The sequence below is a fragment of the Roseovarius faecimaris genome, from assembly GCF_009762325.1.
GTDB lineage: Bacteria > Pseudomonadota > Alphaproteobacteria > Rhodobacterales > Rhodobacteraceae > Roseovarius > Roseovarius faecimaris.
Window position 1 is genome coordinate 670,359 of record NZ_CP034348.1, and the last position, 16,095, is coordinate 686,453.

A 16,095-nucleotide genomic window follows, 5' to 3' on the forward strand; every position below is an offset into this window, starting at 1 on the left:
CGGCGCGGCCCGAGGGAGGGCAATGGGGGAATGAGCGGGGTGGCGAGGTTTTGCCCCTGCCGGAAACAGCGTCGCCGGAGGCTTATGGTGGAGCCTCCGGCGGACGTACTTAGACCAAGAAGACGACGGGGTCAGGCGCGCCCGTAAGCCTCGGCGATGGCGACCTGCATGGCCTGTTCGGGGGTCTTGTCGCCCCAGACGACAAGCTGGAAGGCCGGGTAGAACCGCTCGGCGCTCAGAACGGCGGCGCGAATGAGCGTGTCGATCTGTTCGGGGCTGGCACCCTGGCCGCCGCTCATCAGAAGGCCGTAACGGTAGACCATCAGCTTTTGTTCGTCCCAATAGGTGAAAGCCCCGGCCCAGCATTGGTCATTCACGTCGTTGAGGATGTGGTAGAGGGCGGGCAGCTTGTCCTTTGGGGGTTCCATTTCGAAGGTGCAGACCATACGCAGGGTTTCGTCATAGCCCGACCAGGCCAGTGTGATCGAATAGGTGCGCCACTGGCCTTCGACGGCCATGGCGATCTGATCGTCGCCAATCCGGTCGAAATCCCAGTCATGGTGTTCGGCCAGATGCTCGACGATGTCGATGGGGTGAAGATCTTCCTGCATGAACTGCTCGGACAAAGCCATTGCGCCACCTCGTTTTTTGTGTAGCGCCTGGGAATGGCAGCGCCCCAAGCGCTAGGTGCCTGCTCTAGGAACGGGGGCTATTCCCGCCGCTCCTACCAGATATGGTGGCGGCAATGTGGCGACCTGTAAAGCTATTTGTTGAGGATAACCGCAATAAGTTGTGGATGGATTGCGGCCGACCACCAGGTGTGTGATGGCTGTGCGCGGTGGGTGGCGTCCCTGATCGGCAGCCGCTAGCAAAGACGCGCCCGAGTATGAGGGCGCTGCGCAGGACCGGTCGAATCAGGACGCGGCGAAGGCGCGCGCGCAGCCGGTTCAGGGCCCCCGGAAGAGGGGCCCGCGCCGGTGCCAAGGACCCCGATGATGGAAAAAAACGAGGGGCGCCTGGCGGCCTCATCAGGGGTGCCGATGCGGAAAGCGTCTTTGGGCCCGTGAGGGTGACGTTGCGTCATTTTATCATCCTGAAGTTGAATATTTCTCAGGGACTTGCCTGGAACCTGCCGCTTTTTTCGGCAGCTTCCGCGAGCTCGCGCGCGTGGCGCCGGGGAGGGGCTGAGGCGGTGTTTTCAGCGCCCTTGCGCCGCGATGCGGGCGGGTGCGCGCAGGCGGCCCCTGGAAAATTTTCGGCCGATGGAGCGCAGACTGTGATAGAAAAAGAGTAATTCTTAAAAATTTAAAATTCTGGGGAGAGTGATTATGCCACCGATTAACGGGACCAATGGCGATGACCTGATTAATGGAACGCCCGGCGACGACGATATCAGCGGGCGCGACGGAAATGACACGATTTTTGGCCTTGCCGGGAATGATGACATTGACGCAGGCCGCGGCGATGACGAGGCCAGTGGCGGCGACGGCGATGATTTCATCACCGGCTGGGATGGCAATGACACGCTCTATGGCGATGCCGGGAACGACACGCTCAGAGGCGTGAAGGAAGATGATGAGCTGCATGGCGGCGCAGGCAATGACGAGCTGGACGGGGGCAGCGGCAGCGACACGCTTTACGGCGATGAGGGCGACGATCTGCTGCTTGGGATCAGCGGCGACGATGTGCTCGATGGCGGCGCGGGCAATGACACGCTGGAAGGCGGCAGTTCAGACGATGTGCTGAACGGCGGGACCGGCAATGACAGCCTCGATGGCGGCAGCGGTTTTGACATCCTGGAAGGCGGCGAGGGGGACGACACGATTGTCGGCGGCTCGGGCGGGGACACGGCGGTGTTCAACGGCTCGATCGCGGATTTCTCGCTGAGCGCGTCGGGCACCGATATCCTTGTGCAGGATCAGAATACGGCCGATGGCGATGAGGGCACCGACACGATCCGCGATGATGTCGAGTTCCTGCAATTCAACTTCGGCGATGAATCCTACACGCTCGACCTGACATCGCAGGCCGATAATGCGCCGGTGGCGTTGGTTGGTGAGCAGACCACGGACGAAGACAGTGTTCTGGATTTCGTGCTTACGGTGGTCGAGTTCGACGGCGACGGCATCAACGCGCCGGTCGTGTCGGTGACTGGGAACAATTCGTCCGGTGCGGCGGGTTCGATCGCGGTGATCGGCTCGGCCATCCTGACCCCGGGCTATGGCGGGCTGGGACAGGCGTCGGATTTCAACATCCAGTTTGATCCGGGCAGCGGCTATCAGTACCTGGCGGCCGGTGAATCGGTGACCGAAACGGTCACGGTGGTAAGCACCGACGTCAACGGCACGTCCTTCACCCAGACATTCGACATCGTGATCACCGGGGTGAACGATGCGCCGGTCGCGAATGACGACAGCGGCGCGGGTTTCCAGACCGATGAGGATACGGCCGTCGTGACGGCGAATGTGCTGGCCAATGACACCGATATCGATGCCTCTGACGTGCTTACGGTCGCGGCGTTTGATGCGGTGAGTGCCGGAGGCGGCATCGTCACGTCCAATGGCGACGGCACGTTCACCTATGACCCGAACGGTCAGTTCGAAAGCCTGGCACAGGGCGAGAGTACGACGGACACGTTCGAATATACCGTCAGCGATGGTAATGGTGGTGAGGATACGGCGACGGTGACGATCGCGATCACCGGTGTCAACGACGCGCCGGAGGCCGCGGATGATGGCGGGCCGGGTTTTGTCACCGATGAGGACACGGCCTTTGTCACCGGCAATGTGCTGGTCAATGATACCGACCCGGATAACGGCGCGGTGCTGAGCGTGTCGGGACTGGATACCACGGGCACGCTGGGACTGGTGACCGACAATGGCGACGGCACGTTCAGCTATGACCCGAACGGTCAGTTTGAATCGCTTGGAGTGGGAGAGAGCGCGACCGATCAGTTCAGCTATACGGTGACCGATCAGTTTGGCGCGACGGACACTGCCGTTGTGACCATCACCATCAACGGCGTGAATGACGCGCCGGATGCGGTCAATGACACGGCGACAACGCTGCCCGACACGGCGGTGGATATCAATGTGCTTGGCAATGACAGCGACCCGGATGCCAATGACAGCCTGACGATCACCGGGCTGATCCAGCCCGAGCACGGGACGGTCACCGAGCTGAATGGCATCGTGACCTATACGCCGGATGCGGGCTTTACCGGTGTGGACGGGTTCTCGTACACCATTTCGGACGGCAATGGCGGGTTTGACACGGCCAATGTGTCGGTCACGGTTGGCGATCCGCCTCTGGGCAATACGCCGCCCGTGGCGCGCGAAGGGTTCATCCAGGCCACCGCCGACGAGGGCGGGGCCAATATCCTGACGATTGATTTCAACACGCTGACCGTCGATGGCAATCCGATCATCAGCGATGCGGAGCAATCCATCGCGCAGCTCGACATCACGTTTATCGGGCTAGAGAACAGCGGGCGCGGCACGGCCACCATCACCGAGACCAGCCCCGGCAGCAATGTCTTCACGATCAATCTCGATGAGTTCGGCGTGGTCGATGGCGGAACCTCGCGGTTCCTGATCAACTACACGGTGGATGACGGGCAGCCCGACAACAACACCGCCAGCAGTTTCATCATTCTGGAGGTGACCAACCCCGACGGAACACCGGGCAATAACGCACCGGTGGCGACGGGGGCCACGATCACCCAGGCCGAGGATGAGGGCAATATCGTGATCACGCTGATCGGCGCCGGGGGGCTGGCCACGGACCCCGATCCGGGGGACACGCTGAGTGTGACTTCGCTGGTCTTTACCGATGATCAGGGCAATGTGCTGGGGATCGATCCGCTGGAAGAGGGCGGCACGGATCTGGTGAACGGCGTCTTGACGATCAATCCGCTGGTCTTCGGGCTGGCCGATACCGAAACCGGCACGTTCCTGGTGCAGTACACCGTCAGCGATGGAGAGGATTCGGCCTCCGGGACGGTGACGCTGAACCTCACCGGGACCTCGGTGAATACCGCCCCGACCGCGCAGGTTGGCAACGAAGTGCGCAGCGATCCGGATGATGTCATCACTTTCGATGGTCCGCCGCGCTATGAGATCGATCTGAATAGCCTGGTCGACGATATCGACCAGGATCCGCTTACGATCTCGCTGGTTGGCATCGTGGACAGTCTGGGCAATCCGGTGACCGGCACGATCTCGGACGGGGTGGTGAGCATCGCCATCGCCGATCTGGCGCTTGCAGCGGGAGTGGTGGACGATCTGGTGATCACTTATACCGTTGACGATGGTATCGCGGCGCCGGTCACCAGCACGGTGAACCTGGAAGTGAACGGGCCGCCGCCCGATCCCACCGGGTCGGTTGTTCTGGATTTCGAGGATTTCTCGGCCGATCCCGGCTTTGCCACGCCGATTGAAAGTTTCGGCGGGCTGATCCTGGATGGCACGGCCATCGCTCTGGAGGTCGATGAGATGGTCGCGATCAACCCCGACCGGGTGGCGCCGGGGCTGATTGCCGGAGAGACCACGCTTGACGACCCGGACGAGGGCACCGCCGCCCTGATCCAAGGCACGTTGCTGGAGTTTGATGGCACCAGTGCACCGACCTATGCGTTCACGACCTATGCGCCGGGCGCCACATGGGAGATCGGCGACGGGCCAATCCTGCTCAATCCGCTACAGCTGGACTCCTTTTTCGGAACGGCCTTCGATCTGCAGAGCATGTCACTGACCGCGCTGGAGGGAGAGGACATCACGGTGACAATCGTGCCCTACCGGGTCGAGGATACCGGCGGCGGGAATTACGATTATGTCGCCGTCGGCAGTTTCGACGTGACGGTGTCGTCGGGCAGCGCGCTGGAGCTGAATTTCAATTCGGGTGTCTTCTTCGACGATGACGGGTCGGACGGCTTCATTTTCGACGATCCCAGTACGGCGGAGACCGAATTCAGCGCGTTCGACAATGTGGTGGCGGTGCAGTTCATCACCACGGGCGAGACGTCGCTGGTGGATCCGGAAGATCCCGGCTCGGGGCTGATTCCGGAAAATGACGATCCGCTGGTGATCGACGATTTCGTCTTCGACCTCTGAGCCGGGCTGCCTGATCCGGAACGGCCAGATCCCGGACAAGACAAAGGCCCGTTCACCAGACAAGGCGGACGGGCCTTTGATTTCATCGGTGAAAGGACGGGGTCAGCCCGCGGATTTTTCCAGGGCGTCGAGCCGGGCCTTGAGCGCCTCGTTTTCCTCGCGGGCCTTCTGAGCCATGGCGCGCACCGCGTCGAATTCTTCACGGGTGACGAAATCGCGGTCGGCGAGCCAGCGGTCGATCATCGACTTCATCGCCGTTTCGGCCTCGGTCTTGGCGCCTTGCGCCACGCCCATGGCGTTGGTCATCAACTGGCTGATATCGTCGAGTACTTTGTTGCGGGTTTGCATCGGCGTCTCTCCGGCAAATTCGGGTTGGTCCTTATATGGGGCGCAAAAGTGATCTTCACAAGGTTGACTTTGCCGCAGGAGCAAACACAACTGCGCCCATGCAGGCCCTGATCCCCTTTCCCGAAATATCGCCCGAGATCGTGTCGATCCCGCTTTTTGGTATGGAGTTTGCCCTGCGCTGGTATGCGCTGGCTTACATCGTGGGGATCCTCATCGGCTGGCGGATCGCGCTCTGGGCGGTACGGCGCGCGCCGCTGTGGCCTGCCGGGCAGGCGCCGATGGACGACAAGCAGGTCGAGGACCTGCTGACCTGGATCATCCTCGGGATCATCCTGGGCGGGCGGCTGGGCTTTGTCCTGTTCTACGATCCGGCGCGCTATCTGGCCGAACCGCTGGCGGTGCTGCGGATCTGGGACGGGGGCATGGCGTTTCACGGCGGTTTGCTGGGCGTGATCGTCGGCTCCTGGGTTTTTGCCGGGCAACAGGGAATAAACCGGCGCAGCATGGGCGACCTTCTGGCGCTGGCGGTGCCGCCGGGGCTGTTTCTGGGCCGTGTGGCCAATTTCATCAACGCCGAGCTGTGGGGCCGGCAAACCGATCTGCCCTGGGCGATGAAATTTCCCGTCATGTGCCATGACCCGGTACGGCAGGGCTGTGCCGCGGCGGGCGAGTGGTTCTATACCGGGCTCGAAGTGCCGCGGCACCCGTCGCAGCTGTATCAGGCGGGGCTGGAGGGGCTTTTGCTCTGTGCGGTGCTCTTCTGGCTGGTGCTGGGGCGCGGGGCGCTGAAGGCGCCGGGACGGGTGATGGGGGTGTTTCTTACCGGCTATGGGCTGGCGCGGTTCACGGTGGAGTTCGTGCGCCAGCCGGACCGGCAGTTTGCCGGACCGGACAACCCCCTGGGCTATGCGCTGCAGTTTGGGGAGGCGGGGCTGACCATGGGGCAGATCCTGTCGCTGCCGATGATCGCGATTGGTCTCTATTTCGCGCTGAGCGCAAGGCGGGTGGCATGACCCCGCTGGCCGAGCGGATGGTGCAGCAGGTCATGGCCAACGGGCCGATGACGATGGCCGATTACATGGGCCAGTGCCTGATGCATCCCGAGCTGGGCTATTATACCACGCGCGACCCGCTGGGCACGGCGGGCGATTTCACCACCAGCCCGGAGATCAGCCAGATGTTCGGCGAGCTGCTGGGCCTGGCGCTGGCGCAGGCCTGGATGGATCAGGGTCAGCCGGGGCGGATCGTGCTGGCCGAGGCCGGACCGGGGCGCGGAACCTGCATGGCCGACGCGCTGCGCGCCACCAAGAGCGTGCCGGGATTTCACGACGCGGCAGAGCTGCTCCTGATCGAAGGCTCCTCGCCGTTGCGCGCAGAACAGGCGGCGCGGCTGGCCGGGTATGACCCGGTCTGGCACGAATCCTTCGAGAGCCTGCCCGAAGGGCCGCTTTACCTGATTGCCAACGAGTTTTTCGACGCGCTGCCCGTGCGGCAGGCGGTGCGGACCGAGGGCGGCTGGCGCGAGCGCTGTGTCGGGTTGAGCGAGGGCGCGCTGAGCTTCGGGCTGGGGATCGAAACGCATATGCCCATGCTGGCGCATCGGCTGGAGGATACGAAACCCGGCGATGTGGTGGAGTTTTCGCCAGTGGCGCGGATGCTGGCCGAGACGATCGGCGCGCGGATCGAAGGCCATGGCGGGGCTGCGCTGATCATCGATTATGGCGACTGGCGTTCGCTGGGCGATACGGTGCAGGCGGTCAAAGGGCACGAGCCTGCGGGGCTGCTGGAGACACCCGGCGAAGCGGATCTGACGGCGCATGTGGATTTCGAGGCGCTGGCCATGGCCGCCCCCTGCGCGCATACCCGGCTGACGCCGCAGGGCATCTTCCTTGAGCGGCTCGGGATCACGGCGCGGGCGCAGGCGCTGGCCAAGGGGCTGAGCGGTGCGGCGCTGGAGGCGCATGTCGCGGCACATCGGCGCTTGACCCATCCGGGGGAAATGGGGACGCTGTTCAAAACCCTCGGCCTTTATCCGAAGGGCGGCACCCCGCCGCCGGGACTGGAGCCATGACGCTGGAAATCCTCACATCCGACAGGCTGGAGCCAACCCGGCACGGCTTTTTCACGCGCAAGGGCGGTGCGTCGTCGGGGGTTTTCGAAGGGCTGAATTGCGGGGCGGGGTCGTCGGACCTTTCCGAGGTGGTGACGATCAATCGCGCCCGCGTGGCGCAGGCGATGGAGGTGGCGCCGGAACGGCTTGTCACCGTGCATCAGGTGCATTCGGCCGAGGTGGTGACGGTAAGCGGGCCACAATCGGAGCGCCCGAGGGCCGATGCGATGGTCACGGCAACGCCGGGGGTGGCGCTGGCGATCCTCACGGCGGATTGCCAGCCGGTTCTGTTCAGCGATCCCGGCGCCGGGGTGGTGGGTGCCGCCCATGCCGGCTGGCGCGGGGCGCTTGACGGGGTGCTGGAGGCGACGCTGGACGCGATGGAGGCGCTTGGCGCGCGCCGCGAGGACACGCGCGCGGTGATCGGCCCCTCTATCAGCCAGGCAAACTATGAGGTCGGGCCGGACTTCATCGACCCCTTTCTGGATCAGGACCCCGAAAATGCGCGGTTCTTCATCAATGGCGCGGGGGATCGTTATCACTTTGACCTGCCGGGTTATGGGCTGCACCGGATGCGGCGCGCCGGAGTGGGCGAGGCCGAATGGACGCGCCACTGTACTTATCGGGATGCGGAACGGTTCTTTTCCTACCGCCGCGCGACCCATGCGAAAGAGGCCGATTACGGGCGGCTGATCTCGGTGATCCGGCTCTGATCGGGGCCGGAATGGGGCGATCTGCGCCACGAGATTGCCCCATTTTCTGGAAACAATCCGCCCAGATTTGCAGGATTGGTGCGTAACCAAGGTGTGAAATATTATAAAATCAGCACCTTATAAATTCGCCCTGACCCCGCCACATTTGGGCGAAAACTTTTTTCCCAAAATCTGTCTTTTACGTTTTGAGGTCAAATCTAAGCCTCAAAGCGTCGTCATATTGATCCTCAGACAAAGACAACACGCCGATTTGAACGGCGAAACCTGATCGAGGAGACAAGAAGATGAAAAAGCGTTGGATGAAATCGGTAATCGAAGCCAGCAAGCAGGATATCCCCGCTCTGCCGTTCCAGCGCCGCGTGCGGTGCCGCCGGGCCGGTTTGGCCGAGACGCAGAAGCTGCGCAAGATCGCCTGAGCGCGGGCCAGAATTTTCAGGTACCAGTACTCCAAAGTCATCAGTGCAAGTGCGAGCCGTCCGTCATGGGCGGCTCGTTCTGATTCGAGACGAAGTTTAGGCAAATGTGGCAGAACTATCCTGTCTTCACGCGACAATCTCGCGAAGAGCCGGGGGATTGGCCCTCATCCAGAGACAAAACCGGCAACAATTTGACGCGATGGGCCCGGATTGATCATGGTGTAGCATCTCAATTGTAACCGACAGTCCTGCTGTCGTTGTCGGTGGGGGCCGACGAAGTTGCGACGTGCCGAACGTAAAGGTGACGCTCCATGTCTGCCCCGCTCTCTTCCGCTCCTCTCTCGGGCGGTCTCGATCTCAGGTCCCGACCAAAACCGCTTGGTGATGAGGCTCAGCCTCAGGCCAAGCGGCCCTCCATTGTCATGCGCAAATTCGAGGTCACCTCGTTGCGCTCCGACGGGGAGGTGTGCCGCGCCGAACATATCGGCCCTGCCATCCCGACCTTCGAAGCGGCGTTTTCCGCCTTTGCCCACGGCACGCTGATCACCACCACGCGTGGCCCGGTCGCGGTCGAGGATCTGGAGCCGGGGATGAAGCTGATCACCCGCGACCACGGATCCCAGCGCCTGGTGTGGCTTGGGTCGATGAAAATCGTTCCGAAATTCGCCGAAACCACCGCGCATGACGCGCGGATGACCCGGATCATGGCGAACAGCTTTGGCTTTACCCGTCCCGAACGCGACCTGATGGTCGGCCCCGGCGCCCGCATGTTGAAGGCGGGGGCGGTTCTGTCTGATGTCGAGCCGCTGCTGATGCCGGTGAACCAGATGTCGGACGGGATGAACGTGATCGATATCGTCCCGCCCAGTGCGGTGGATGTTTATCACATCGGGCTGGAGCGTCATGCGACCGTGCTGGCCAACGGGCTGCATATGGAAAGTTTCCATCCCGGTGAGCAGTTCCAGCGCAATATGGGGCAGAACATGCTGTCGCTGTTCCTGTCCTTCTTCCCGCATATTACCGAGCCGGAAGATTTCGGGCCGCTGAGCTATGCGCGCAAGCCGCTGGTGGCGCCGAGCGGGCTGGAGGTGGCCTGAGCCGAAGCGCGCATGGCCTGAGTGATCCAAACCCCGGAGCCTGTCCGGGGCAAAGGGTCAGGCGGTGCGGTTGAGGCGGTCTTCGAGCACGTCGAAGGGCACGCCAGGGTCGTCCTTGGCCCCCCGGATGACCAGGGAGGTCTTGACGCTGACCACGTTTTCGGCGGCGGTCAGTTCTTCGGTCAGGAACGACTGGAACGTGGACAGATCGGGGGCCACGCATTTCAGGATGAAATCCACCTCGCCATTGAGCATGTGGCACTCGCGCACGAGAGGCCAGGCACGGCAGCGCGCCTCGAAGGCGGACAGATCGGCCTCGGCCTGGCTCTGCAGGCCCACCATGGCGAAAACCTGAACCTCAAAGCCCAGTTCGCGCGGATTGACATCGGCATGATAGCCCCGGATGAAGCCCGCATCCTCCAGAGTGCGCACCCGGCGCAGGCAGGGCGGAGCGGAAATGCCGACCCGCTTGGCCAGCTCGACATTGGTCATGCGCCCATCGGCCTGTAGCTCGGCCAGAATCTTGCGGTCAATCTCATCCAGACGGGATGCGGACATGCGCGGAAGCTCCCTGTGATTTTGCGGTTGTTATAACAGCACCGCAAGCACACGCAATATTATTTCGCCCAGACGCAAGATCATTTCGCATCGCTTCGCGATACGACCGGGTGGGGGCGCTGCCCCCACACCCCCGGAGTATTTCGGGAACAATGAAAACAGCCGGGATATCATCGTCAACGGGGTTTCAAGAGCGCCCGCGCGCGTCTATATCTGCGGGCGTTGCTGCCAAACCAGGATCGAATCTTCATGTCTGAGACCCGCCACACGAAATGCCTGATCATCGGATCGGGCCCTGCCGGTTACACTGCCGGTGTTTATGCCAGCCGCGCGATGCTGGAGCCGATCCTTGTGCAGGGTATCGAGCCGGGCGGGCAGTTGACCACCACGACCGAGGTGGAGAACTGGCCGGGCGACACCGAGGTTCAGGGGCCGGATCTGATGGTGCGGATGGAGGCCCATGCCAAGGCGATGGGCTGTGAGATCATCGGCGATATCATTGCCGAGCTCGATGTCGACAGTCGCCCTTTCGTGGCGAAGGGCGACAGCGGCACCGTTTATACGGCCGATGCGGTGATCCTGGCGACGGGGGCGCGGGCGAAATGGCTGGGACTGCCGTCGGAGGACGCGTTCAAGGGGTTTGGCGTGTCGGCCTGTGCGACCTGCGACGGGTTTTTCTATCGCGGTCAGGAGATCGTCGTGGTGGGCGGCGGAAATACGGCGGTGGAAGAGGCGCTGTTTCTGACCAATTTCGCCTCGAAGGTGACGCTGATCCATCGCCGCGACGAGCTGCGTGCGGAGAAGATCCTGCAGAACCGTCTGCTGAACCATCCCAAGATCGAGCCGCTGTGGTTCCATGAGCTGGATGAAGTGCTGGGCGAGGACAACCCGAAGGGCGTGACCGGCGTGCGGGTGAAGCATGCAAAGACCGGCGAGACGCAGGAGATCCCGTGCAAGGGGGTGTTCATTGCCATCGGCCATGCGCCCGCGAATGAGCTGGTCAAGGGCAAGGTCGAGATGCATCACGGCGATTACGTGAAGGTCGAGGCGGGCAGCACGCGCACGTCGATCCCGGGGCTGTTTGCCGCCGGAGACCTGACCGACCATGTCTATCGTCAGGCGGTCACCAGCGCCGGCATGGGCTGCATGGCGGCTCTGGATGCCGAGAAATACCTGGCCGAGCGCGAGGATCAGGCTCCAGCGGCGGCGGCGCATGTGGCACGCGATACGGCCGACGCGGATTAATCGCCCTTTCCGGCGATTTCCGGACGCGGATTCGATCCAGATCAAGGACCAGGGCGGCGAACTGGCCTAAACTTCCAATTGCACCAAGAGCACGAGTGCCCGGGCAGAGCCATGTCCGGGCGTTGCAGAGGAGGACGATAGCATGGGACGATCCAAGACAGATACCGGCGCAGGGTCCGCCACCGCCACGACGATGGCGGGTGGTCCGGAAGCGATGAGGGCCTGGCAGGCGGTTTTTTCGGAAAGCACGCGGTTCATTTCGGACAGGTTGCAGCAGGATCTGGAAACGCAGAAGGCAATGCTGGCCTGCAAAACCCCTGCGGAGTTGCTGCAGGTCCAGGCGGAATTCTACAAGACCGCGATGGACCAGTATGCCAAGGAGGCCGCGCACCTGTATGAGCTGATGTCGAAGGCGACGGAAAGCAGTCTGAAGCAGGCGGGAACGGCCTTTTCGCGCGGCTATGATGATGTGCCTCTCTGAGCGCGGGTGATCCGGACAGAGAGCAACGGCGGCGGGGCGGCCCGGGTGGGGCGTGACCCTGAGGCAACAGTTGTGCCTGCGGCGGGCCGCTGCGCAGTTTGACCTTTCGAAGAGGGGCGGATTGTGAGATGTGTTCACGCGTGAACACATATTGAGTCGCCTAACGTGATCGAGCAGGACACAAAGCCAAGCCTTGAGGAAGAGGATCAGCTCTTCCGGCTTCTGCGCCAGTTGGAGCTGGTGCCGGAGGCGTCGCAGCGTGCGACGGCGCAGGCGATCGGTGTGTCGCTTGGGCGGCTCAATGCGCTCTTGCGCCGCGCAGCCGAAGCCCGGCTGGTGAAGATCAGCGACCGTGACGGGCCGGACAGGCGCAAACGTTTCTCATATGTGATCACATCGCGGGGGGCGGCGGAGAAGCGGCGCCTCACCGATCGGTTTCTTACCCGGAAATTTGCCGAATACGACGCGCTGCATGCCGAGCTGACAGGCACGGTAAGCGGCTTGGACCCCTTTCAACACAGGACGAAACTCGTGCAGAACAATCTTGCCCCCATCCCCGAACTCTATGTTTCTTATGACAGTGCGCAGAAGCTGAAGGTCGAGGCCGCGGACCTCGTGAGCCATGACCTGACCCCGCGCCAGATCTGCGATCTGGAACTCCTGATGAACGGGGGCTTCAACCCGCTCAAGGGGTTTCTGAGCGAGGCGGATTACAACGGCGTGGTGGAGAACATGCGCCTGGAGGATGGCACGCTCTGGCCGATGCCGATCACGCTGGATGTGTCCGAGAGCTTTGCCGAAGGTCTGGAGCTGGGGCAGGATATCGCGCTGCGCGATCAGGAGGGTGTGATCCTGGCCACGATGACCGTGACCGACCGCTGGACCCCGGACAAGGCGCGCGAGGCCAAGAAAGTCTTTGGCGCGGATGACGATGCGCATCCGGCGGTGAACTATCTGCATAACACGGCCGGTAAGGTTTATCTGGGCGGGCCGGTCACGGGCATTCAGCAGCCGGTGCATTACGATTTCCGCGGCCGTCGCGACACGCCGAACGAGCTTCGCGCCTATTTCCGCAAGCTGGGCTGGCGCAAGGTGGTGGCGTTCCAGACCCGCAACCCGCTGCACCGCGCGCATCAGGAACTGACCTTCCGCGCCGCCCGCGAGGCCGAGGCAAACCTGCTGATTCACCCCGTCGTGGGCATGACCAAACCGGGCGATGTGGATCATTTCACCCGTGTGCGGTGCTATGAGGCGGTGCTGGACAAATATCCGGGCTCCACGACGACGATGAGCCTGCTGAACCTGGCGATGCGCATGGCGGGCCCGCGCGAGGCGGTCTGGCACGGGCTGATCCGGGCCAATCATGGCTGCACGCATTTCATCGTGGGCCGCGACCATGCCGGCCCCGGCCAGAATTCCGAGGGCGAGGATTTTTACGGGCCGTATGACGCCCAGGATCTGTACCGCGAGTATCAGTCGGAGATCGGCTGTGAAATGGTGGATTTCAAGCACATGGTCTATGTGCAGGAGCGCGCGCAATATGAGCCCGCCGATGAGATTCTGGACAAGGACAGCGTGACCATCCTCAACATTTCCGGCACCGAACTGCGCCGCCGTCTGCAGGAGGGGCTGGAAATTCCTGAGTGGTTCAGCTTCCCCGAGGTGGTCAAGGAACTGCGCCGGACCCGTCCGCCGCGCTCGAAACAGGGCTTTACCGTGTTCTTCACCGGGTTCTCCGGGTCGGGCAAATCGACCATTGCCAACGCGCTGATGGTCAAGCTGATGGAGATGGGCGGGCGCCCGGTGACGCTTCTGGATGGCGACATCGTGCGGAAAAACCTGTCGAGCGAGTTGGGCTTCTCGAAAGAGCACCGGGATCTGAACATCCGCCGGATCGGCTATGTCGCCAGCGAGATCACCAAGAATGGCGGGATCGCGATTTGTGCGCCGATCGCGCCCTATGCCACGACCCGCCGCGCCGTGCGCGAAGATATCGAGGCGTTTGGCGCCTTCATCGAGGTGCATGTCGCGACCTCCATCGAGGAATGCGAACGCCGCGACCGCAAGGGTCTGTACAAGCTGGCCCGCGAAGGGAAGATCAAGGAGTTTACCGGTATTTCAGATCCTTACGACGTGCCGGAGAGCCCCGAACTGCGGGTGGAAACCGAGGGCACCGATGTGGATAACTGCGCGCATCAGGTCATTCTGAAGCTGGAGCAGATGGGGCTGATTGCCGGGTAACTGCCCAGGGGGCGCTCATCGCGCCCTTGCGTGCGCGCCTCGCGGGAGTGACGGAGCGGGCCACCCGGCCGTCGGGCGGCCCGCTTTCTTGTGGGCCGGTGTTTTGTGAGTATTTTTGGAACAATGAAAGGCGGGTATGTCATATCGCTGAGTTCCGTGCCGCCCAGATTTGGGCGGTTGCGACCGGTACTGGAGGCGCTGCTGCGACAGAACCCTGCGCCGGAGCGGGTTCTGCTATGCGTGGCGGAGCGGTATGAGCGGTTTCCCGGGCCGGTGCGGCTGACTGAGGTGCCGGAGGGGGTCGAGCTTGTCCGGGGTGAGGATATCGGGCCGGGCATGAAGGCACTGGCGGCGGCGCGGCACCTGCCGGGCGGTCGGTTGATCTATTGCGATGACGACTGGATTGCCGGTCCGGGCTGGGCGGCGGCGCTGCTGGCTGCGGGGGATGCTCGGACGGCAGCGACCGGGCAGGGCTTCGGTGTGGAGCGGTTGGGGCGGAGCGGCGCGGCGGGGCCGGGTGTGGTGGATATCGCGCAAGGGTTTTCCGGTGTTTCGGTTCGGCCGGAGTGGCTCGGCGATGCGACACCGCCTGACAGGGCGGGGGAGCGGGCCGCCGACGATATCTGGCTGTCGGCGCATCTGGCCGCGCGGGGGATAGCGATCCGAGAAGCCCCTGAGGCGCGGGCGGCGTTGCACCCCGCCTATGAGGCGGACGGATTACAGCAGGCGCGGATCGCAGGGATGACCCGGGCCGAGGCCAACCAGGCCTGTGCAGACTGGGCGGCGCGGCGTTACGGGGTTTGGCCCAAGACGGCCTGAGCCGCGCGGGTGAAGATATCGCCATACCGCGCGGCCTTGTCCTGCATAGCACGCAGCGCGGGCAGGCGGGCGTCATAGTCGTCCCCGGACATGGAGGAGATGGCGCGGCGCAGGCCGTCCTCGTCCTGGCAGATCACCATGCCGGACGTGTCGAAGAAATCCGAGATATTCGGGCAGCCCCAGTAGATCGGCACCGTGTCGCAGAGGATCGCATCCACGAGTTTTTCAGTGAAATAGTTCCGCTCGGTCACGTTTTCGATCACCACGGAATAACGGTAAGGGGCGAGCCCGTCGGCCTTGTCGGCAAAGGGCGCATAGCCGCCGCCCATCAGGTCCACATCGAGGCCCTCGGTGGTGATCCAGTCGGCAATGGCATGGCGCAGAACATGGCCCGTCTGGCTGCGCTTGGACGAGGCGATGAGAGAGCACATCTTTGTCTTGGTTTTGTCGCGGCTCTGCCAGTCGGGCACCCAGGTGCTGCCGAAGGGGAAGAAGACACCATTGGGGATGGCGGCAAGCAAAGCCTCGTCAGTGGTCAGCACGCGGTAGAAGCGCCGCCATGTCAGGCGCAACAGCTTGAGGTGTATCCCGTGGATCGCGGCGGGCTCCATGATCACGATGGAGACTTTGGCCCGTGTGCCGAAGCCGGGCCGCACATGCAGCGTCTCACGCGGAAAGACGATCAGGTGATCGTCCGGGCCGAGATCCGACAGGGTGCCGCCACGCAGGCCCTCGGGCTGGCCGAGCGGCCAGATCAGACCGTCGAGCGGCAGTGCGCCCGGGCGGGTGCCCAGCTTCTGGCCGTTGGGCAGAATGGCGACATGTCCGATGTGTGAGGGCAAGGCGGGCTCCGGGGCAGGGAATGGGCCGGGTGATAGAGGGTTCAGGGGGGCGGCGCAATCCGTGCCTGTCGCGGCGCGTGGGCCGAATGACGCTGGACCGACATTTTCTGACGG

14 protein-coding genes are annotated in these 16,095 nt (G+C 63.2%); 10 read left to right on the plus strand and 4 right to left on the minus strand.

All coding sequences use genetic code 11. The features are described from left to right. Positions 1-131 precede the first annotated feature (131 nt). The gene (locus tag EI983_RS03645; protein WP_157706053.1) at positions 132-632 is read right to left on the minus strand and encodes a type III secretion system chaperone family protein; all 501 of its coding nucleotides are present in this window, start codon (positions 630-632) and stop codon (positions 132-134) included. 696 nt (positions 633-1,328) lie between these two features. Between EI983_RS03645 and EI983_RS03650 the strand changes: the two genes are divergently transcribed. Next, a complete protein-coding gene (locus EI983_RS03650; RefSeq protein WP_157706054.1) occupies positions 1,329-5,111 on the plus strand; it encodes an Ig-like domain-containing protein in 3,783 nt (1,260 codons plus the stop codon). 102 nt (positions 5,112-5,213) lie between these two features. Here EI983_RS03650 and EI983_RS03655 read toward each other — a convergent pair whose 3' ends face one another. After that, complete coding sequence (locus tag EI983_RS03655; protein WP_157706055.1) at positions 5,214-5,459, minus strand: accessory factor UbiK family protein; 246 nt, start codon at positions 5,457-5,459, stop codon at positions 5,214-5,216. Between the two features lie 98 nt (positions 5,460-5,557). Between EI983_RS03655 and lgt the strand changes: the two genes are divergently transcribed. From lgt to EI983_RS03675, 5 genes are all read left to right on the plus strand, one after another. Continuing rightward, positions 5,558-6,472 carry a prolipoprotein diacylglyceryl transferase gene (lgt, locus tag EI983_RS03660; protein WP_157706056.1) on the plus strand — a complete coding sequence of 305 codons (915 nt, stop codon included), beginning with the start codon at positions 5,558-5,560 and terminating at the stop codon, positions 6,470-6,472. Continuing rightward, complete coding sequence (locus EI983_RS03665) at positions 6,469-7,530, plus strand: class I SAM-dependent methyltransferase (RefSeq protein WP_157706057.1); 1,062 nt, start codon at positions 6,469-6,471, stop codon at positions 7,528-7,530. Before lgt ends, EI983_RS03665 begins: the two co-directional genes overlap by 4 nt. Then, positions 7,527-8,282, plus strand: a complete 756-nt coding sequence (gene pgeF / locus EI983_RS03670) for a peptidoglycan editing factor PgeF (RefSeq protein WP_157706058.1) — start codon at positions 7,527-7,529, stop codon at positions 8,280-8,282. Before EI983_RS03665 ends, pgeF begins: the two co-directional genes overlap by 4 nt. 284 nt (positions 8,283-8,566) lie before the next feature. Continuing rightward, entirely contained in the window at positions 8,567-8,698 is a 132-nt protein-coding gene (locus EI983_RS19410) for a hypothetical protein (protein ID WP_281356453.1), read from the plus strand. 311 nt (positions 8,699-9,009) lie between these two features. Further along, positions 9,010-9,795, plus strand: coding sequence for a Hint domain-containing protein (locus tag EI983_RS03675; RefSeq protein ID WP_157706059.1), 786 nt, complete (start codon positions 9,010-9,012; stop codon positions 9,793-9,795). A gap of 57 nt (positions 9,796-9,852) precedes the next feature. Here the strand turns inward: EI983_RS03675 and EI983_RS03680 are convergent, their stop codons facing one another. Next, positions 9,853-10,353: an Lrp/AsnC family transcriptional regulator gene (locus tag EI983_RS03680; protein ID WP_157706060.1), complete on the minus strand. Its 501-nt coding sequence runs from the start codon at positions 10,351-10,353 to the stop codon at positions 9,853-9,855. A gap of 249 nt (positions 10,354-10,602) precedes the next feature. Between EI983_RS03680 and trxB the strand changes: the two genes are divergently transcribed. From trxB to EI983_RS03700, 4 genes are all read left to right on the plus strand, one after another. Then, positions 10,603-11,598, plus strand: coding sequence for a thioredoxin-disulfide reductase (gene trxB, locus EI983_RS03685; protein WP_157706061.1), 996 nt, complete (start codon positions 10,603-10,605; stop codon positions 11,596-11,598). A 142-nt stretch (positions 11,599-11,740) separates the two neighbouring features. Beyond that, positions 11,741-12,079 carry a phasin family protein gene (locus EI983_RS03690; protein WP_157706062.1) on the plus strand — a complete coding sequence of 113 codons (339 nt, stop codon included), beginning with the start codon at positions 11,741-11,743 and terminating at the stop codon, positions 12,077-12,079. Between the two features lie 165 nt (positions 12,080-12,244). After that, positions 12,245-14,320, plus strand: a complete 2,076-nt coding sequence (locus EI983_RS03695) for a bifunctional sulfate adenylyltransferase/adenylylsulfate kinase (RefSeq protein WP_157706063.1) — start codon at positions 12,245-12,247, stop codon at positions 14,318-14,320. A gap of 177 nt (positions 14,321-14,497) precedes the next feature. Next, positions 14,498-15,139, plus strand: coding sequence for a hypothetical protein (locus EI983_RS03700; RefSeq protein WP_198389372.1), 642 nt, complete (start codon positions 14,498-14,500; stop codon positions 15,137-15,139). Here the strand turns inward: EI983_RS03700 and EI983_RS03705 are convergent. After that, entirely contained in the window at positions 15,112-15,981 is an 870-nt protein-coding gene (locus EI983_RS03705; protein WP_246162259.1) for a glycosyltransferase family 10 domain-containing protein, read from the minus strand. The genes EI983_RS03700 and EI983_RS03705 overlap by 28 nt on opposite strands. Between the last annotated feature and the right edge of the window lie 114 nt (positions 15,982-16,095).